This is a genomic window from uncultured Negativibacillus sp., assembly GCF_944388365.1.
Taxonomy (GTDB): domain Bacteria; phylum Bacillota; class Clostridia; order Oscillospirales; family Ruminococcaceae; genus Negativibacillus.
Window position 1 is genome coordinate 1 of sequence record NZ_CALXIN010000006.1, and the last position, 17,521, is coordinate 17,521.

21 protein-coding genes and 2 tRNA genes are annotated in these 17,521 nt (G+C 50.2%); 7 read left to right on the forward strand and 16 right to left on the reverse strand.

All coding sequences use genetic code 11. The annotated features are described in order from the left end of the window. Positions 1-95 precede the first annotated feature (95 nt). The 10 genes from Q0L39_RS01690 to Q0L39_RS01735 all read right to left on the reverse strand — a co-directional run bounded on the left by Q0L39_RS01690 (position 96) and on the right by Q0L39_RS01735 (position 8,130). On the reverse strand, positions 96-1,478 hold the full coding sequence (locus Q0L39_RS01690; protein ID WP_296626612.1) for an MATE family efflux transporter: 1,383 nt from the start codon (positions 1,476-1,478) through the stop codon (positions 96-98). A gap of 267 nt (positions 1,479-1,745) precedes the next feature. After that, positions 1,746-2,546 (reverse strand): pyrroline-5-carboxylate reductase, encoded by an 801-nt coding sequence (gene proC / locus Q0L39_RS01695; RefSeq protein WP_296626613.1) that lies wholly within the window; start codon positions 2,544-2,546, stop codon positions 1,746-1,748. A 42-nt stretch (positions 2,547-2,588) separates the two neighbouring features. Next, positions 2,589-3,347, reverse strand: a complete 759-nt coding sequence (locus Q0L39_RS01700) for a class I SAM-dependent methyltransferase (RefSeq protein WP_296626614.1) — start codon at positions 3,345-3,347, stop codon at positions 2,589-2,591. 251 nt (positions 3,348-3,598) lie between these two features. After that, positions 3,599-3,674: transfer RNA gene (locus tag Q0L39_RS01705), tRNA-Lys, on the reverse strand. Then, a tRNA-Val gene (locus tag Q0L39_RS01710) sits at positions 3,675-3,750 on the reverse strand. 142 nt (positions 3,751-3,892) lie between these two features. Continuing rightward, positions 3,893-4,879, reverse strand: coding sequence for a transglutaminase domain-containing protein (locus tag Q0L39_RS01715; protein WP_296626615.1), 987 nt, complete (start codon positions 4,877-4,879; stop codon positions 3,893-3,895). Between the two features lie 120 nt (positions 4,880-4,999). Then, positions 5,000-5,698 carry a DUF1648 domain-containing protein gene (locus Q0L39_RS01720; protein WP_296626616.1) on the reverse strand — a complete coding sequence of 233 codons (699 nt, stop codon included), beginning with the start codon at positions 5,696-5,698 and terminating at the stop codon, positions 5,000-5,002. 38 nt (positions 5,699-5,736) lie between these two features. Continuing rightward, the gene (locus tag Q0L39_RS01725; protein ID WP_296626617.1) at positions 5,737-6,030 is read right to left on the reverse strand and encodes an autorepressor SdpR family transcription factor; all 294 of its coding nucleotides are present in this window, start codon (positions 6,028-6,030) and stop codon (positions 5,737-5,739) included. 125 nt (positions 6,031-6,155) lie between these two features. Continuing rightward, positions 6,156-6,776: an AAA family ATPase gene (locus tag Q0L39_RS01730; protein ID WP_296626618.1), complete on the reverse strand. Its 621-nt coding sequence runs from the start codon at positions 6,774-6,776 to the stop codon at positions 6,156-6,158. A gap of 109 nt (positions 6,777-6,885) precedes the next feature. Then, the gene (locus tag Q0L39_RS01735; protein ID WP_296626619.1) at positions 6,886-8,130 is read right to left on the reverse strand and encodes a M24 family metallopeptidase; all 1,245 of its coding nucleotides are present in this window, start codon (positions 8,128-8,130) and stop codon (positions 6,886-6,888) included. Between the two features lie 218 nt (positions 8,131-8,348). On the opposite strand from Q0L39_RS01735, the gene Q0L39_RS01740 reads away from it, so the two are divergent. Both Q0L39_RS01740 and Q0L39_RS01745 read left to right on the forward strand, forming a co-directional pair. Then, complete coding sequence (locus Q0L39_RS01740; RefSeq protein ID WP_296626620.1) at positions 8,349-8,723, forward strand: YccF domain-containing protein; 375 nt, start codon at positions 8,349-8,351, stop codon at positions 8,721-8,723. A gap of 93 nt (positions 8,724-8,816) precedes the next feature. Beyond that, positions 8,817-9,275, forward strand: a complete 459-nt coding sequence (locus Q0L39_RS01745) for a hypothetical protein (protein ID WP_296626621.1) — start codon at positions 8,817-8,819, stop codon at positions 9,273-9,275. Positions 9,276-9,344: 69 nt separating this feature from the next. Here the strand turns inward: Q0L39_RS01745 and Q0L39_RS01750 are convergent, their stop codons facing one another. From Q0L39_RS01750 to sigG, 5 genes are all read right to left on the reverse strand, one after another. Continuing rightward, a complete protein-coding gene (locus Q0L39_RS01750; protein ID WP_296626622.1) occupies positions 9,345-10,610 on the reverse strand; it encodes an amidase domain-containing protein in 1,266 nt (421 codons plus the stop codon). Between the two features lie 222 nt (positions 10,611-10,832). Continuing rightward, positions 10,833-11,603 (reverse strand): DUF5131 family protein, encoded by a 771-nt coding sequence (locus tag Q0L39_RS01755; RefSeq protein WP_296626623.1) that lies wholly within the window; start codon positions 11,601-11,603, stop codon positions 10,833-10,835. Between the two features lie 15 nt (positions 11,604-11,618). After that, positions 11,619-11,981, reverse strand: coding sequence for a DUF1232 domain-containing protein (locus Q0L39_RS01760; RefSeq protein WP_296626624.1), 363 nt, complete (start codon positions 11,979-11,981; stop codon positions 11,619-11,621). A 15-nt stretch (positions 11,982-11,996) separates the two neighbouring features. Next, positions 11,997-12,503, reverse strand: coding sequence for a GNAT family N-acetyltransferase (locus Q0L39_RS01765; protein WP_296626625.1), 507 nt, complete (start codon positions 12,501-12,503; stop codon positions 11,997-11,999). Between the two features lie 90 nt (positions 12,504-12,593). Further along, positions 12,594-13,373, reverse strand: coding sequence for an RNA polymerase sporulation sigma factor SigG (gene sigG / locus Q0L39_RS01770; protein ID WP_296626626.1), 780 nt, complete (start codon positions 13,371-13,373; stop codon positions 12,594-12,596). A 240-nt stretch (positions 13,374-13,613) separates the two neighbouring features. Between sigG and Q0L39_RS01775 the strand changes: the two genes are divergently transcribed. From Q0L39_RS01775 to Q0L39_RS01795, 5 genes are all read left to right on the forward strand, one after another. Further along, on the forward strand, positions 13,614-14,693 hold the full coding sequence (locus Q0L39_RS01775) for an ATP-dependent 6-phosphofructokinase (protein ID WP_296626627.1): 1,080 nt from the start codon (positions 13,614-13,616) through the stop codon (positions 14,691-14,693). A gap of 134 nt (positions 14,694-14,827) precedes the next feature. Continuing rightward, positions 14,828-15,268, forward strand: a complete 441-nt coding sequence (locus Q0L39_RS01780) for a hypothetical protein (RefSeq protein WP_296626628.1) — start codon at positions 14,828-14,830, stop codon at positions 15,266-15,268. Positions 15,269-15,476: 208 nt separating this feature from the next. Further along, complete coding sequence (locus tag Q0L39_RS01785; RefSeq protein ID WP_296626629.1) at positions 15,477-15,857, forward strand: helix-turn-helix transcriptional regulator; 381 nt, start codon at positions 15,477-15,479, stop codon at positions 15,855-15,857. A 41-nt stretch (positions 15,858-15,898) separates the two neighbouring features. After that, positions 15,899-16,510: an ImmA/IrrE family metallo-endopeptidase gene (locus Q0L39_RS01790; protein WP_296626630.1), complete on the forward strand. Its 612-nt coding sequence runs from the start codon at positions 15,899-15,901 to the stop codon at positions 16,508-16,510. Between the two features lie 18 nt (positions 16,511-16,528). Continuing rightward, positions 16,529-17,032 carry a GNAT family N-acetyltransferase gene (locus tag Q0L39_RS01795; RefSeq protein ID WP_296626631.1) on the forward strand — a complete coding sequence of 168 codons (504 nt, stop codon included), beginning with the start codon at positions 16,529-16,531 and terminating at the stop codon, positions 17,030-17,032. A 42-nt stretch (positions 17,033-17,074) separates the two neighbouring features. On the opposite strand, the gene Q0L39_RS01800 is transcribed toward Q0L39_RS01795, so the two are convergent. Beyond that, the gene (locus tag Q0L39_RS01800) at positions 17,075-17,395 is read right to left on the reverse strand and encodes a DUF1540 domain-containing protein (protein ID WP_296626632.1); all 321 of its coding nucleotides are present in this window, start codon (positions 17,393-17,395) and stop codon (positions 17,075-17,077) included. Positions 17,396-17,521 lie beyond the last annotated feature (126 nt).

The following is a 17,521-nucleotide window of genomic DNA, read 5'->3' on the forward strand; positions in this document are numbered from 1 at the left end:
TCTTCAATAAAAGGATTCCTTGATACCTACGCTATAACAACAACGCGGGCAGTTCCTCTCAAGAGGAACCGCCCGCGTTTTCTTTTATTTTTCACTTAGGAATACAGCGACTGTCCGTCGGGCATCTGCTCACGTTTGCGCAGGATGCGCCCAATCAGCGACAGGAATATCGCTGTGCTGAACAATCCGCAGAAGATGTCCACGATTGGCTCGGCATAGAACGCTGCCGTCGCACCAAAGTAGGCCGGAATCAGCAATGTCAGCACCAGGAACGCAACCTTACGGAACACCGACAAGGATACCGACACCCTGACAATGCCCAGTGCCGTCAATCCATCTACGAACGCATACTGCAGCGCCAGCGGAATAATGCCGAAGGTAAAGACCTTGATGGCCCAGACCGAAAGCTGAATGTACTGTTCGTTCTGTGTGAACAAGCGAACAAAGACGCTCGACACCGTCTGTGAGATGATGAACATAATCAGGCAGAACAGAAATGCCAGCTTGACAATCTCCTTCTCGCCTTTGCGGATGCGGTCGGTGTTTTTGGCGCCGTAGTTAAAGCTCAAAATCGGCTGGGTACCACTGGTGATGCCACCCAGAGGCAGGGTGACAATCTGCATATAGCTCTGGACAATGGTCGCACAGGCGATGAGCATATCGCCGCTGCCATTTTCACCGTAGCGCTGCAGCACGGTATTGAGCGCGATAATCAGCACGCTGTCGCCGGCGATGATGATGAACGGGCAGAAGCCGAAGGTCAGCACCCGCAGCATCACCCTGGCAGAATAACCACCCAGCGTGATTCGAACATGGGCACGGTATCCAAACAAAAACCATAGGACAAACGCACAGGAACAAGCCTGCGAAAGAACCGTTGCAACCGCTGCACCGCGGACACCCATGCCCAGCACAAAAATAAAGATCGGGTCGAGCACAATATTCATCACTGCACCGATGATGGTGGTCAGCATCGCCTCATTGGCAAAGCCCTGACAGGTGATAAACTGGTTAAGGCCCGCCGTCAGAATGGCAAAGACCGTACCTGTCACATAAAAGGTCAAATAATCGTAGGCATAAGGGAAGGTTTGTTCGCTTGCTCCGAAGAACATCAGCATCGGCTCTCGAAAGGCAATCGCTGCACCGGTCAGCATCGCTGACAATCCCAGCAGCATGACAAAGCAGTTTGCCAGTATCTTTTCTGCACCTTCCTGGTTTTCCTCTCCCATACGAATCGCCATCAGCGGCGCACCGCCGATACCTACCAGAAAGGCAAAGGAGGAGATCAGCGTCACGATCGGTCCGCACACACCGGCACCTGCCAGAGCAACTTCTCCTACCTCAGGGATGTTTCCTATGTACATACGGTCAACAATGCTGTACAGCACATTGACAAACTGCGCCAGCATCGAGGGGATTGCAAGTCTCCTGACCAGCTGCTTGATATCGTCCTTACCAAGGTCGTTTTGTTTGCGCAATGTTCTTCCTCCTTTTTCGGGGCAAAATATTTTCACCGCAGGATATCCTGCCCTTTTTCACACGGGATATAGTTTACTCCTGTCTTATTTTCATGTCAACGATTTTTTTGCCATAAAAAATGCTCTGCTTTACTTTCGTTGAAAAATACAAAAGCAGCATTCCTGATGAAGTTTTTCCGTCGACTTTGTCAACATCGGTCGAGTGATCCAAGGATACAAAAAAGAGGAAAGGACAAACCCTTTCCTCTTTTTATTGTAATTTTCCTTTTATGCCATGTGGCGGGATTTATCTGCACAGGCCCGCATTGCTTCGATGATTGCGCTGCGGAATCCCTTTTCCTCCAGCACACGGACTGCCTCAATGGTGGTTCCTGCCGGCGAGCAAACAGCGTCTTTGAGCTCGCCCGGGTGTTTGCCGGTTTCCAGCACCATCTTTGCGGAACCTGCTACCGCCTGTGCTGCAAACTGATAGGCTTTGGCGCGCGGCATTCCATCCATCACGGCAGCATCCGCCATCGCTTCGATCATCATATATACGTACGCCGGTGCACTGCCCGAAGCGGAAACCACTGCATCCATCATATATTCTTTGATGACCTCCACCATGCCACAGCTTCTCAGCAGCTTTTTGATCCAGTCCAGCTCTGCCGTGGTGATGTTTTTATTCGGGCAAACTGCGGTCATTCCTTCTCCGATCAATGCCGGTGTATTTGGCATCGCGCGGACGATCTTCTGTCCTTTTGCAAACAAGCTCGCCAGTTTTTCCAGGGTAAAACCAGGAGCGATGGTCAGCACAATGGTATCTCTGGAGATGATCGGACGAATTTCCTCGATGACCTCCTGATAAAATTGCGGCTTGACCGACAGCACGATAATTTCACTTTCAGTGGCGACCTTCTTGTTGTCGCTGGTGGTTTCAATTCCAAACTTCTGTTCTGCATTCTTTCTGGCTGCTTCCATAATCTCCGCCGCCACGATTTCCTCTTTCTTCAGCAGTTTGGAAGAGATGATGCCTCCGATAATCGCCCCTGCCATATTACCGCATCCGATAAATCCAATTTTCTTCATGATTTTCCCCCATCTGTTCTACAATATTCTCTAGTATTTATTTTATGGCTTGATTGCCTTTGTCGCATAAAAGGTTGGCACATTCATTTCGTGCAAAAACCCTGTTCCGTTGGTGTCCTGATAGATTCCCTGCAGCAGGAATCCCGCTTCCAGCTGTCCGCCGATCTGTTCCTCGATCGTGTGGGAAAACTGAAATCCATCGTCGTGCTCGACACAATCTTCATACTGTTCCTGATTCTGCAACGGATCAAACGGCAGCGCGTAATGAATGGTGGTCTCATCATCGCCGGCAAACAGGTAGTTAAATCCGTTGTCGAAACCGGCAAGCAGGATGCCGCCTTTTTTTAATACGCGGAAGCACTCCTTCCAAATCGGTCTGACTTCCCTGACATAACAGTTGGACACCGGATGAAAGATCTGGTCGAAGCTCTCATCTGCAAATGGAAGCGGCTTCGTCATATCTGCCCGCACCGTGGTGATGTGGTACCCTTCCCGTTGTGCCACCAGTTTTTCCTTGTTGAGCTGTTCCTGCGAGTAGTCCAGTACGGTACATTCTGCTCCCAGTGCTGTAAAGATGGGCATCTGCTGACCTCCGCCGCTGGCAAGTCCCAGAATTTTTGCTCCCTGCATCGGACAAAACCAATCCTTCGGAACCGGCTTGGTCGGTGTCAGCAGCACCGACCATTCGCCCTGTTTTGCCTTTTCCCAGGTGGCATGGTCGATCTCCTGTCCCCACTCCCAGCCTTCTTTGACCCATTGGTCAATCGTTTTGGAATTGTGTTCTGTATAGTTTGACTCCATCTATCCGTTCCCCTGTTCATAATTTCATTTTAAAGAAATATTTATGTTATAAATTCATTTTTATTGCATACATTCTTTCTGTTTCCTATTATACTATAAATTCTATCTACAGGGCAACCGTAAATTTGTGAAATAATAGACAAAAAAGCTGGTGGAAAACGTTGGATTTGATATTTTCCAATCAGCGATGAGGTGCTAAAGATTTTTGAACAACAAAAAAGCGACTTGTTTTTCAACAAGTCGCTTTTTTCTGGTGACCTATCGGAGACTCGAACTCCGGACACCCTGATTAAAAGTCAGGTGCTCTACCGACTGAGCTAATAAGTCTGGTGGGAACTACAGGGCTCGAACCTGTGACCCTCTGCTTGTAAGGCAGATGCTCTCCCAGCTGAGCTAAGCTCCCATTTTTGTGTCGTACCGTGACAACGTTTTATATTATACTATGCCTCATTTTATTTGTCAAGCATTTTTTACATATTTTTTCTCTAAATTTTATAAAAAGAACGCCGGACAAAAAGTCCGGCGTTTCTTATCGGTGATTTTGTTTATTTGCCATAGCTTGTGCTGGAGAGAGTTGGGTAGTTCATCGACGCATCTACGCGGCGGCTGTCGTTCTTAACAGTGCCGGTCATGAAGTAATCGTAGATGAGGTAGCTCTTGGTGCTGTCTCCTTTGACCTGTGGGTCATCCCAGTCGGTGTCGACCTGATACCATTTGCCGTTGAGTTTCACATAGTTCCATGCATGGGAGCCGGTATCGCCCACATTGTTGGTTGCCTGACCAACGACGATCAGACAATCAATTCCCTTCTGGTCGCAGGCATACTTAAATGCTTTTGCATAACCGTCGCAAACTGCCTGACCTTCTACCAGCGGGCCAACTGCCTGATGCTGGTTGTGGGTTGCATTCTCAGGGTTTGCAGGATACTTGGTATTGCTGATGATGGTATCGTGAATGTTTTTAATCAGCTCATAGCCGGAACCAGTCATCTTTGCCACAGCATTGTTCATCTTGGTGGTGGTGTTTTTGATTGCAGTGGTATTGATGGTGGAAGCGGACAGCCCGTCCTTGCTTGCTGTACCATAGCCTGCTGCCGGACGTGGATAGAAGGTGATGGTGCTCAGATCAGCGCTGACAGCGATGTTCTGCATGGTATCCAGCCAGAACAGCTCTGGATGCTCGTCCAGAATCATCTGGAAAGAAAGTTTGAACGCAGCCTCAATCTGGTCATAGGTATAGCCTTTGACACTGATGGTAATTTTGTTTTTGTACGAACGCAGTCCGTTGACAAAGGCGTTGTGCATTGCCAGCGCCAGTTTATCGTTTTTCAGCTGTGTCTGGCAAAAATCATATGCTTCATCAGACGAGGTTGTCGTTGTAGTTGTTGTGGTGGTGGTTGTCGAAGATGTTGTTTTGTCCGAGGTTGTGGAGCTCTTTTTGCCACTGAGTGTGAGCGACGCTGCGGAACCTGCAACTGTCATGCTCAAAACCATTGCCATAGCAAGAGCAGCGGAAAGAATTTTCTTGAACATAAGTTTCCTCCTGAATCGAATTTTCATAATGGTTCCATTATCACAAACAATGAAAACCTTGAATTGTCCTTATTATAACGCAGATTTTGGACCTCGTAAAGACAATTTTTGTAAATATTTTTATTTTTGTCTGAGATTTTCCTCATTTTCCTGCATTTCCTTCCAGATGGTCCAGGAATAGTAATAAATGAGAATCGTGGCTAAAATCATACTCAACAGCAGTACAAGTACACAGACAAAATCCGACAAAAACACTGCTGCAACAGCCCCAATCAATCCGGCTGTAATGTAGGCATATCCAGCAAAGCGCTGTGTATGTGCCCAGACATTCTCATCCGAAAGCGCATAGCGCGTGCGGAATCCGTGCTTTCTTTTAAGCCTGTATTCCCACGAAACTTTCGGCAGATAATTTCCTGTCACGATAATCACAAGGGACATCAGTCCACAAACCACTCTTCCAAAAGAAATATCCAAAATATTGACTTGAGGATGGACTGTCACATACAAAATCATCGGCTGGATAATATTGAAGATAACCAATGTCAGCAATCCTCCCGCCCGAAACCCTTTGGGCTGTCTGCCAAAGGACTCCTTGAGCAGCAGACTTCCCACTAAAATAACAACCACGGATGGTATCAACAGCTCATACCTGCTTCCGTATCGGTCCGGTGTTCCACCGATGCCCCAGTGCACTGCCACTGTATCCGGCAGGAATGGGAGCAGAACCAGAACCTCCAGCATCGGAATCAACATTAGAAGCACGACCGCTACTCTCCAAAAACGAATATTTTTGATTGTCCTTTCGTTTGTATTTTTCATCATAATCCCTCTTTTCCAGACAGTGAAAAATCTTTTGATTATGGATTTTCCTTTTCATCATCCTTGTCATCCTGATGGGAAAACTGTGCAATCCACATCATGATTTCCTCAAACACGCTGGTATTCAGCTGATAATAAATGTAGTTTTTCTTTTTTTCTTCCACAATCAGTTCCGCTTTTTTCAGTTGAGACAGATGATAGGAAACGGTCGCTCCTGTCATATCAAAATGTGCTCCAATCTCTCCCGCGGACATTTTTCCTTTTCGTAAAAGCAGCAGAATCTCTCTCCTTACCGGATCGGAAAGAGCTTTGAACGTTTCTGCCAATCCCACAATCCTCACTCCCTTAAAAAGTATTTAGAAAATTTTCTAAATAGATTATAGCATCGCAACATAGAAAAAGCAACACCTATTTAGAAAAAAATCTAAATAGGTGTTGCTTTCAATCAAAATCTGTATCAGCTCATCTTAATGTCCAGATAGGCTTTGACGATCTGCATACATTTTTCCCAGCCCAGTGTAGCACTGTCCAGACACAGATCGTAGTTATCCGCATCCTTCCAGTCGCGGCCGGCAAAGTAACGATAGTAGTCGCCGCGGCGCTTATCGACCTTGCGGACAAATTTTTCTGCTTCCGCCTGATCCAGGTTGCGGATCTCCATGGTGGTCTTGACGCAGTTTTCAAACGGTGCATGAACATAGACCTTCAGCACATTCGGACGATCCTTCAGCACAAAATCTGCACAGCGTCCGATGATGACGCAAGACTCCTTGTCTGCCAGCATCTTGATGATCTTTGCCTGATAGTTAAACAGGTTCTGCTCCGAAACAAAGTTTTTGCTTCCTGGCGGAATCAGCTCGTCGGTGTAAACGCTCTTGGAGGGTTTGAAAAAGATGGGACGCTTGAGCTGTTCGTCCGACTCTGCAAACAGCTGCTCGCTGATTCCGCTGTCATCCGACGCCATGCGCAGAATCTCCATGTCGTAGCATGGGATTCCCAGATGGTCAGCCAGCATCTTTCCGATGGTTTTTCCGCCGCTTCCGTATTCTCTGGCGATGGTAATAACGTAATTTTCCATGCAATACCGCCCTTTCATATTATCACTCTAAAGTGCTAAATCGCACTTTCCGTTTATTATAAAACGAATCCCTCCGAATTTCAAGTGATATTGCCGATTCTGACAAAACTTAGATGGCGTAGATTTTGTCTCGACCTGGATAGAGGTAGGTCAGCACGCCGTCCTCGGTGAAGGCGACCGTTTCCTCAGCACAGAAGCGCACCTTCTGTCCGCCCCACATAGCAATGTTGCTCTGTGTATTCAGTTCCAGTGCATAACAGGTGTTTTTGTGCAGCGGGACATCGCCGTAGGCGCCGATGCCGTTCTGCATATCCCACAGTCCGACGACCGTGCCCGCACTGTGTCCAAAGAAACCGATCGGATGGCAGTAGAGCGAAGCCTCGATGCCCTCCTCTTTGGCGCGGTCCAGGCTGTATTTCAGAATTTCATTGCCGGTGCGTCCGGTCAGATGCTCCTGTGCAACAATGTCCTGGAAACGGCTGGTGCGGGCAAAGCCCTGCTGCAGCTCCTGCGGGACCTCGGTCTCGCCTTCGCGCAGCACATAGCCCAGACGCTGGCTGTCCGAGCACAGGCCAAAGTAGCAGATGCCGACGTCGTAGTGCAGCAGGTCGCCGTGGCGGATGATCTCTCCGCAGCTGCCCAGACCTTCCAGTCCCTGACGCTGTACATCAACATGAGGACTGAACCAAAAGCGCAGGCCCAGACGGTTGATCTCCTGTGCAATCCATTCCTCCACCTCAGTGGTCGTGGTGACACCTGGAACGATTACGCTGCGGGAGAATGCCTCCTCACAGATGTCCATTGCCAGACCGTAGATGGTGCGATAGCGGGAAAGCTCCTCCTCGGTGCGCGCCTCAATCCAGCGGATTGCCAGCGGAGCTGCACTGCACAGCTTTGCACGATCCTGCTCATCCAGTGCCGCAGACAGCTTATCATACAGCTCCTTAGAAAGTCCGTCGCACAGCGCGAAGGTAGCGGAGCAGTTGATACCGATCTTCTGCGGATTCCATTTGCGGACAAAGGCGGACAGCTCCTCCATCTGATCCTTTTTGATGTCGGTGTATGCCTGGGTATAGACGGTCGCCAGCCGCTCATCTGGACGGCCAAAATTATAGGCGCCGAAGTGATCTCCCTGCTTTACAAAAACCAGACAGGACAGGCGCCGCGCGGTCAGACACAGCGACGGAATCATAGTGGTAAATACAGGGTCCTCGTTGTACTCTCTGCACAGGATGATCCACATATCATAGCCGGTCTCCTCCATCAGCTGTGGAAGCAGGTTATGGATGCGATAGCGCAGGGAGTTGTCAAATACTTCAAATTGTTTTTTGAGTGAAACGGTCTGCCGCGTCATAAAAACGCCCCTTTCTGTTTTTTCTTTCATTATATCACCCATCTTCTGCTTTTTAAATCAGGAATTGAAAAATGCAGCTATCTGTCATCTTATTTTCAGATTATTCACAAAATAGAGCCTTCTTTTTGAAGAACATGCACGCTGACTCCCGTTTCATTTCACAGAGAGACTAAACACAATTTTTGATAATCTATTCATTATTTAAAAGGAGCAAAACGATGAAAACAATCGGCAATCTGATTTGGTTTCTTTTTGGCGGCCTGTGGATGGGTCTGGGCTGGACGCTGGTGGGATTATGCTGGTGCATCAGTATCATCGGCATTCCGGTGGGCATCCAGTGCTTTAAGTTTGCACACCTTGCCTTTTTCCCCTTTGGAAAGGTGATCGTCTACGGCGGCGGAGCATCTTCTCTGCTGCTCAATATCCTGTGGCTGATCTTCGGCGGGTTTGCACTGGCTGTTTCTTCCGCCATCCATGGCATCCTGTTTTGTGTGACCATCGTGGGCATCCCGTTTGGAATGCAGTGCTTTAAGTTTGCACGGCTGGCACTCACTCCTTTCGGCTCGGATGTAGCGGTCAGCTATGCGATGTAATCTCTCTCCATTTGCAGCTTTTTGCAGCTCTGCGGGATATTACAAGCAGAAGGAAGAATCCTTCTGCCATCATCCATAAAGGAGAGGATCTGTATGAAGAAAAACTTATGTATGCTGTTGTGTGCACTGCTTACCCTTGCACTGCTGCTGACCGCTTGTTCCTCCGGCAAAGCAGTCTCCGATTTTCCTTCGTCGCTCGCTTTCACAGTGCAGCTGCCTGACTGCGTCAGCGACCGCATCCGCTACGATCTGGAGGAACGGGAATACAACGGCGAAAAGATTCAGGTCGTTCATGCCGTCTATCAGGGCGAGAGCGGCGACAGCAATTTGGTCACCTTTGAACAGATGAGTTCGGACAGCTGGACAAAAATGCAGGAGGAGGGCGGTCCACTGCCGGTGGAGCTGGGTACCTCCGACGAAGGCATCACTGTGGTGATGTATCCGCTGCAGTCCAATCCCTATGAACCGGACAGCGACGACGCCAAAGTGATCGACCAATTTGCCTCTGAGCGCAAAACAATTACCGACACCTTCACATTTTCCAAGCAATAGACAGAGAATCCCCAATGAAAGCCAACAGCCCGCATGGATAATTCCGTGCGGGCTGTTGGCGTAAAAAGGCTAGTTCCATCCGCAGATCTTTACCAGAAGCTGACAAGTATAGCCGTAGGCACTGACCGGATAGTCCTCCTCGTTGATGGTGTTGGAGTGGATCAGATAGTCGATCACCTGTCCATCCTCATCGGTGATAACATCGGTAATAATGACGGCATGATAGAAGTTTTCCTCATTAAATCCAAGCAGCAGCACGTCGCCCACTTCTCCGCTGTCATAGGGTGCATCGGCTACTGCGACCATTCCGCTGCCGGTGTTGTTCTGTACATATTCCGAAAATTCGTTGACGCCCGACCAGGAGGCGGAACGTCCGGTCGCTCTAGCTGAGCTGTCCGGAGTATCTCCGTACCACTTCCACACATAATCCCCTTGGATATCCATTGGGATACCGCCCGCATACAGACACTGGGACACAAAGTTTTGGCAGTTTCCGCCATTCATCGAATAGTCCGCCCACTGCTCATTGCGGTCAGCTGCCCACTGGCGCGCATATGCCACCGCTGCTTCTCGGTCGTAGCTGTGCGTCGCTTGTGGCAGCGTCAAAACTGTATCCTGCTCCCGCTGCGTCAGATTCTCCTCCAGGTCGGCGGTGATCTGCTCGATATTCTGCTGGATATTGGCGATGATCTGTGCATCATCGGTTGCGCTCTGCATCAGCTGTCGGAAATCTTCCGGCAGCGACCAGTACAGCCGGTCATAGGTCATATGGCTGACAATCTTCCAGCTGCCGTCCTCCTGCTTCAAGGTAAAAATGTGGGTCAGATCATCGGTCTTTGCCTCCACATCTGGATACTGCACAAAGTTTTGTACGCTGTACTCCGACAGTCGGAGCTGCACCGACTGATCTTCCTGTTCCTCCATCGAATCCACCCACAATCTGGAGGAGTATCCGTTCAGATGCAGATCGGTATTCTGCATCGAACGCACGGTGATCTGATAATTCCAGATCTGCCGTTCCAATTCGATCTGTGCAAGGGCATCATCCAGAAACAGTTCTTCAAAATCAACCATCGAAAATTTGGCCAGCGACCGATAATAACGATCCAGAAAATCGGTGATAAGCTGCTGCTGTCCGCTGTCCAGCTCTCCGGCATCTGCAAAGGAGACGCTTCCCTGCACTTCCACCTCCTTCTGTTCCTGTTCCTCCTGCTGAACCGACATTTCCGTCGATACAATCGGCTGCACTGTCTCCGCAGTTGTTTCCTCCTGCTGACTGCAGCCTGTCGCACACAACACACCGATACACATGATTGCTGCAAGATAACGTTTCATTGCATCCCCTACCTTGTTTTCGTCCATTTTGTTGCATGAAAATTATATTTATACATTCATTTTCGCTTTTAGTATACAACAACCATGCCCACTCCGGTCAAGATTTTCCCCCATAAACTTTTTGTAAACCTTGTAAACAATTCTTCAGGTTTCGCATTCGTGGAAATTACAGCTAGAAAAACACAAAAAAGTAGGGTGTTTTGTACCCTGCTTTTTGTATGTTTATTCATTTTCCTCTCCCATCACCGGAGCCTTCTCCCAAGGTGCTGTTCTGTTTGCCGGCACAAAGTTGATTTGGGCGGCTTTGGCCTGACTGTGCTGATATTTTCGGGGAATTCGGTAGCACTTTCCATCTTTGATTAGCCTTGCACCGGTCTGCATAAAGTGAAACGGCACACCGGCCTGTACACACTGCTCCCGCAGATCCAACACCCAATTATAATCGCATGGACGGGCTTCCGGTCCTGATTCGCCTCCGACCACCACCTCCTCGACCCAGTCACCCAGATAAGGACGCAGGTCGATGGCGCTCAATAGCGGCGAACAGATGATGCTCTTATGGCGAATCGGTGCCTTTTGATAAACCGGCAGACGGATGTCGGCCTGCCGCTGATTTTCCACCGTACAGCAGATATGGACATTCTCATACCCTTCTCCCCAGTCCGGCGGCAGGCACTCGTCAAAGCGGGTGATCCGCTTAGTAATGATAAAAAAGGTAAGGTCGCTGCGCCAGCGGATCATCTCCCAGGCGCTCTGCCGCCAGCTGTCGGCCTCCTCCAGAAAGAAATCCGAGCTGAAGCAGGTGTAAACAAACGTCCCGGGCGCCAGCTGATAGGTTCGGTCGCGCTTTCGGCGCATAGGCAGGTCAAACTCCTTGTTTTTGTACACCTGCGAGGCATCCTTGCCGTGAGCCGCGTCGATGCGGTAGACATAGCAGTGCTGACAGCCTTCGCTGTATTTACGGCAGCCATGCCATGGATTCCAGTTTGCCACCGTTTTCCCTCCTCTTTACAGCAGCGCCAGCAATACAACCAGCAGCACCAGCGCCCAGATGGCCACCACCGGCAGCGCATAATACCAGTGCTTCTGTCCCTTCTGCCACATCTGGGCTGCATTGGCACGGTGCTCGGCAAATACCTGCGGTGGAATCATTTTGACGCTCCATGCCACCAGCACCGGAAGCAGCAGCACATCGTCCAGATAGCCGATCACCGGCAAAAAGTCGGGGATCAGGTCGATAGGAGACAGCGCATAAGCCACCGCCAGACCTGCCAATACCTTCGCCAACAGTGGTGTGCGCCGGTCTTTCAGTGCCAGCGCCAGTGCAGGAATATCGGCGGTCAGCTGCTTTGCCCTCTGTTTTAAGTCCATTGTCATTCCTACTCCTTATTTTAGATGCAGAACCATGCAGTCAACGTCGATGAGCTGCCCGTTAATCTCAAAAAATCCCGGGAAGGTTCCATATTTGACAAAGCCAAACGATTCATACAGGTGGATAGCGCGCGCATTGTCGCTGCGCACCTCCAGCGACAGGACACGAAAACCGCTGTCCTTTGCAAATCCAAGGAGCGTCTGCATCAGCATTCTTCCAATGCCCTGTCCCCACACCTGTTTGTCAACCGAAATTCCAATCTCGCCGCGATGATGCATCCGTGCACGGGCAAAGCCGGAAAGATTTGCTGTGCCAACCAGCTTTCCATCCTGACGCGCTATCAGAAACAGGCTGTTATCCGAGGCAGCACAGGAGGTCAGAAAAGCCTGTTCTCCTTCCAGTGTACAGCCAATCCCTTCTGCGCCAAAGCTGAGATTCTCTGTCTGTGCTCCCACCCGTTTGGTAAAATCCAAAATCTCCTGCGCATCCTTCGGTTCTGCTTCGCAAATGGTCAGTTCCATCCTGTCATCCTCCTCCATTTCTGTTTTTCCCATTGTAGCACAAGCCCTGCGACGTTTTCAACTGCTGTGAAAACGTCGCAGGGCTTGTATCTAGTCCTCCCGCATCTGACCTTTGATGCGGTCCAGGGCGCTCTTCTCCAAGCGGGACACCTGTGCCTGAGAGATACCAATTTCCCGCGCCACCTCGGTCTGTGTCCGTCCTGCCAGAAAGCGCAGTGTCAAAATACGTTTTTCCCGCTCTCCCAGCGAGCGGATGGCATCGCGCATGCTGATCTCCTCCAGCCAGTCGCGGTCATCGCTGTGATCTCCCACCTGATCCATCACAAAGATGGTATCTCCGCCGTCCGAATAGACCGGCTCATACAGCGACACCGGATCGACCACCGACTCGAGCGCCAGCACCACATCCTCTTTTTTGCACTCCAGCCGCTGGGCAATCTCCTCGACCGTCGGCTCGCGTCCCATCTCATGAATGAAGCTCTCCTTGGCCTGCATGGCACGGTAGGCCATATCGCGCATCGAACGGCTGACGCGGATGGCATTGTTGTCCCGCAGAAAGCGTCGGATCTCCCCGATAATCATCGGCACTCCATAGGTGGAAAACCGCACATCGAGGTCAGGATTAAAGTTGTCGATCGCCTTCATCAGTCCGATACATCCCACCTGAAACAGATCGTCCAGATTTTCGCCGCGGTTGGAAAACTTCTGCACCACGCTGAGCACCAGACGAAGATTGCCCTGGATCAGCTCTTCTCTTGCCTGCTTGTCGCCGGATTTGCACCTGCGCAGCAGCTCTGTCTTTTCCTGTTCCTTCAGCACCGGCAGTTTGGCGGTATTGACTCCGCAGATCTCCACTTTATTGAAGTACACACATCCACTTCCCATCTGTTTTTCTGACAGTAGTCTGGGAAGTTTTGTGCCGTTTATTCCTGTAAAAATCTTCTGGACAGATGCGTAATCTGTCCTCGATGTCTTTTCTTTTACAATGCAATTACCAGCACTTTACAAACTTTTTGTTTTTCCTTTGTTGTATTTTAACGGTCGAGGATTTATACTAAAAATATTATAGATTTTGTTTTTAAGATGTTTTCAAAAACAGGGGGTATTTGTATGAAAATCGGTATGTTGACAAGCGGCGGCGACTGTCAGGGATTAAACTCTGCGCTGCGCGGTGTTGCCAAGGCACTGTATTATCGTTTCGGCAAGGATGTGGAGATCTACGGCATCCGCGACGGTTACCGCGGTCTGATCTACGGAGACATCCAGAAAATGAACCCCAAAGATTTTTCCGGTATCCTCACACTGGGCGGCACCATTCTGGGCACCTCCCGCCAGTCGTTTAAGACCATGTGCACCCCACTGGAAGAATTCGGCGGAAAAACCAAGCTTGACAAAATGCTGGAAACCTGTAAAAAATATAAATTCGACTGCCTGGTCATTCTGGGCGGCAACGGCACCCACAAAACCGCCAACCTTCTGGCACAGAACGGCATCAATGTCGTCAGTCTCCCGAAAACCATCGACAACGACCTTTGGGGCACCGATATGACCTTTGGCTTCCAGAGCGCCGTAGACATCGCCACCAACGTCATCGACTGCATCCACTCGACAGCTACCTCCCACGGCAGAGTGTTCATCGTCGAGGTTATGGGTCACAAGGTCGGCTGGCTGACGCTGCATGCCGGCATCTCGGGCGGTGCAGATGTTATCCTCATCCCTGAAATTCCTTACGATGTGGACAAGGTTTGCTCGGTACTGCAGAAGCGCAAGAAAAACGGCAAAGCCTTTTCCATCCTCGCTGTTGCTGAAGGTGCGATGTCCAAGGAGGAAGCAGCCATGAGCAAGAAAGAGTTCAAGGCTGCCCGCGCCAGCATGAAGGAGCCTTCCATCTCCTACCGCCTGGCAAACGAGATCACCGAGCGCACCGGTCAGGAGATCCGCGTCACCATCCCTGGCCATTTCCAGAGGGGCGGTTCGCCCTGTGCTTACGACCGCATCCTGACCACCCGCTTTGGTACCGCAGCCGCCGAAATGATTGCCAACAAGCAGTTCGGTCGGATGGTCGCCATCCACAACAACGAGATCACCTCGGTGCCGCTGGAGGAGGTCGCCGGCAAGCTCAAGACCGTTTCTCCCGACTGTGACGAGATCCGCGCCGCCAAAGCGCTGGGTATCTCGATGGGTATCTAGGAGCTATTTAAACAAACCGTTCGCTGGAAAACCGGCGGACGGTTTTTCTTTCCGGTATGTTCACTTTTTAAAAAAGATTGCCTTTGTACTGTGCCTAATGCTATAATTTTTAAAAAAGCAAAGGAGCGTTGTTTATGAGTCAATTTTCATCTCTCGATCAATTTTCCTACCAGTGCGGCGTCATCGACGCCTTCAACGAAGTGGTCAAAGCCGGTGTCAAACGCATTGCGCTCAGTCATCCCACCGACACCAGAGAGGAAGCGCAGGCGTTGATCCCTTTCTCGGAGGAAATCTGTCAAAAATATGGCAACCACTTCTACTTCGACGAAAGTCCGCTGCTGACCGACCTGTTTCCGATTTCGATGAACAAGGGAAAATTTAACATTATCTACTACCGCGACGAAAAGGACATCCAGCTGTATCTGGAACTCAAGCAGCGCAAACAGCAGCTGATCGAGCAGGGAGCCTACTGTGGTGAGGCACGCCGCCAGATTGCTGTGGAGTATGGTCATCTGCTCTCCTACTCGGATGAAGCGATCGAACGCTATCTTTCTCAGAACAACGAAAAAGAGTAATTTCCTGCGATCTTGTTTGTTATTATTCCATGTTTCGTCGAAAATCAAATGATTATGTCGAATTTTGTGTGATTTTACCCTTGTTTTTTTTCAAAAAATGAGGTATCATCATCCATGACAGAGGATAATGATAGATATATGATTCATCTTTTGAACAAATTCGCACAGAAACTGACTCGACACTGTGCAGATCAAAGGAGGTCGGAGGATGGATATCGTCCTTACAAGAATTTTGGAATGTATGGGAACCAAACACGGAGCCGGCAAGGAATTGGCTGATTTTCTTGGCATTTCCGGCAATGTTATCACCAACTGGAAAAACGGCAGCAACCGTTCCTATCTCAAATATCTGCCTAAAATCGCAGAATTTTACAATGTTTCGGAGGACTACCTCCGCGGAAAAACCGACGTGCGCCAGGACGAAACAAAGGAGATGCAGCAGCTGCTGGATGATCCGGAGTTTTTGATCTTTGCCCGCCATACACAAAAGATTCCGGAGGCGGACCGCAGCCGAATTCTGCGCAATTTCCGCGACACCATTGACGTTTATCTGCGTGCCATCGGCATCGAAGAGGACGAGCAGGAATAACAGCAGCCACAAAATTGAGGAAAAAGGCAGGCGATGTGTACATGTCACCTACGGAGCGGGCCAATCTGCTCGCCGTCAAACTCCTGCTGCGCCAGCAGATTCGGTCGGTGCGAACCGATCCCTTTCATCTGGATTGCAGCGGCACCATTCTGGTGGACTCCATCCAGCACTATGCGCACTGTGTGGGAGCACAGCCGGAGGATTTCTTGGCTCAGAACAGCCGCGACTGTGTTGTGCTGCAGATGCCCCGCCTGCATCTGATTTTGTACAACCGCGACATCCTCTCCTCCTCGCGCAAACGGTGGTCGGTCGCCCATGAGATTGGACACATCTGCTGCCGGCACGACTGCGACGGACCTGCACAGGAGATGCAGGCAAACGCCTTTGCCTCCTCGCTGCTGATCCCATCGGTGGTGGCACGGGAGTTTTTGCAGAAAGGCTATCTGCGGCGCGCCGAGGATCTGTGCGCTCTGTTCGGCGTTTCGATGCAGGCAGCCCAGTACAAGTTTCCTCTGCTGCTGGATTATCAACCAAGCCAGCTGGAACAGGAGCTGCTGCTGCGCTACCGTCCAGCCATCGAGGAACAGCTGCATGGTCCGATCATCGACCTGCCGTATCACCGTTCCTTCGAACATTCTCCACTGCTTCTGTAAAAAGGAAGGAGGAATCCGATGATGCAGATCAAAGCCCTCTCCCTGTCGATAGATAATCTTTTTACAAACCGGTGCCACATCCGCCTGTTTCAGGAAAAGGACCTTGAGCGCTTCATCCAGTACCGCAACAACCTTTCCTGGATGCAGTATCAGGGCTTTAAAGGTCTTACGCTGGAACAGTATCGGCAAGAACTTTTGCAGCCGCACCCGCTGTCCGAAGGGATTCAGCTTGCCGTCGCTGACCGACAGACCGACATCCTGCTCGGAGACCTCTATCTGCGGCAGGAGAAGGATTGCTGCTGGATTGGCTACACCATCTCCCCTGACTATGCCCGTCAGGGATACGGCTTTGAGGCCGTGGAAGGACTGATTCAGCGGTTATTTGCACAGGGGATTTTAACTGTAAAAGCGGGTGCTTTGCCGCAGAACACTGCTTCCATCGCTCTGCTGCAAAAGCTGGGCTTCCATTATCTTAGCATGGAGCAGGACGAAGCAATTTTTTGCAGGTACAATGTCCGATAATAAAAAGAGGTTCCGAAGCACAAACTTCGGAACCTCTTTTTATTATCTTGCCTGGAAGCTGCTGCAGTTGGTCTGACTGCGGACATCGGCACCCATGCCTTCGATGTCGATGTGAGCTGCGGTACAGCTGCCGTGGGAGTTGTGGCGGCAGTTATCTGCGGTACAACGCACCTCACAGGACGGATTTGCTGCGCCGGCGCCTACGCCGTTAAACATCTCGATCAGTCCCTTTCTCTCAAAGCTCTGGCACTCGGTCTCGCTGCATTTGCAGGCGCCTTTGCCCTGCACTTTGATGGATGGGCGGCAGCAGCAGCTGTCGCAGTTGCTTGCACAGGAGGTTACATGACAGGTCAGTTTGGTCATCTTTCATCCTTCTTTCTTTCCATTTAGGGTTTGTAAAAAGAGCGTTTTATCTTCGCTTTTTTCGTTCTATATTCTGGCTCGACCGGTGCTGTTTTATGCAAATTGCCGCTTTCTGTACCGCACTTT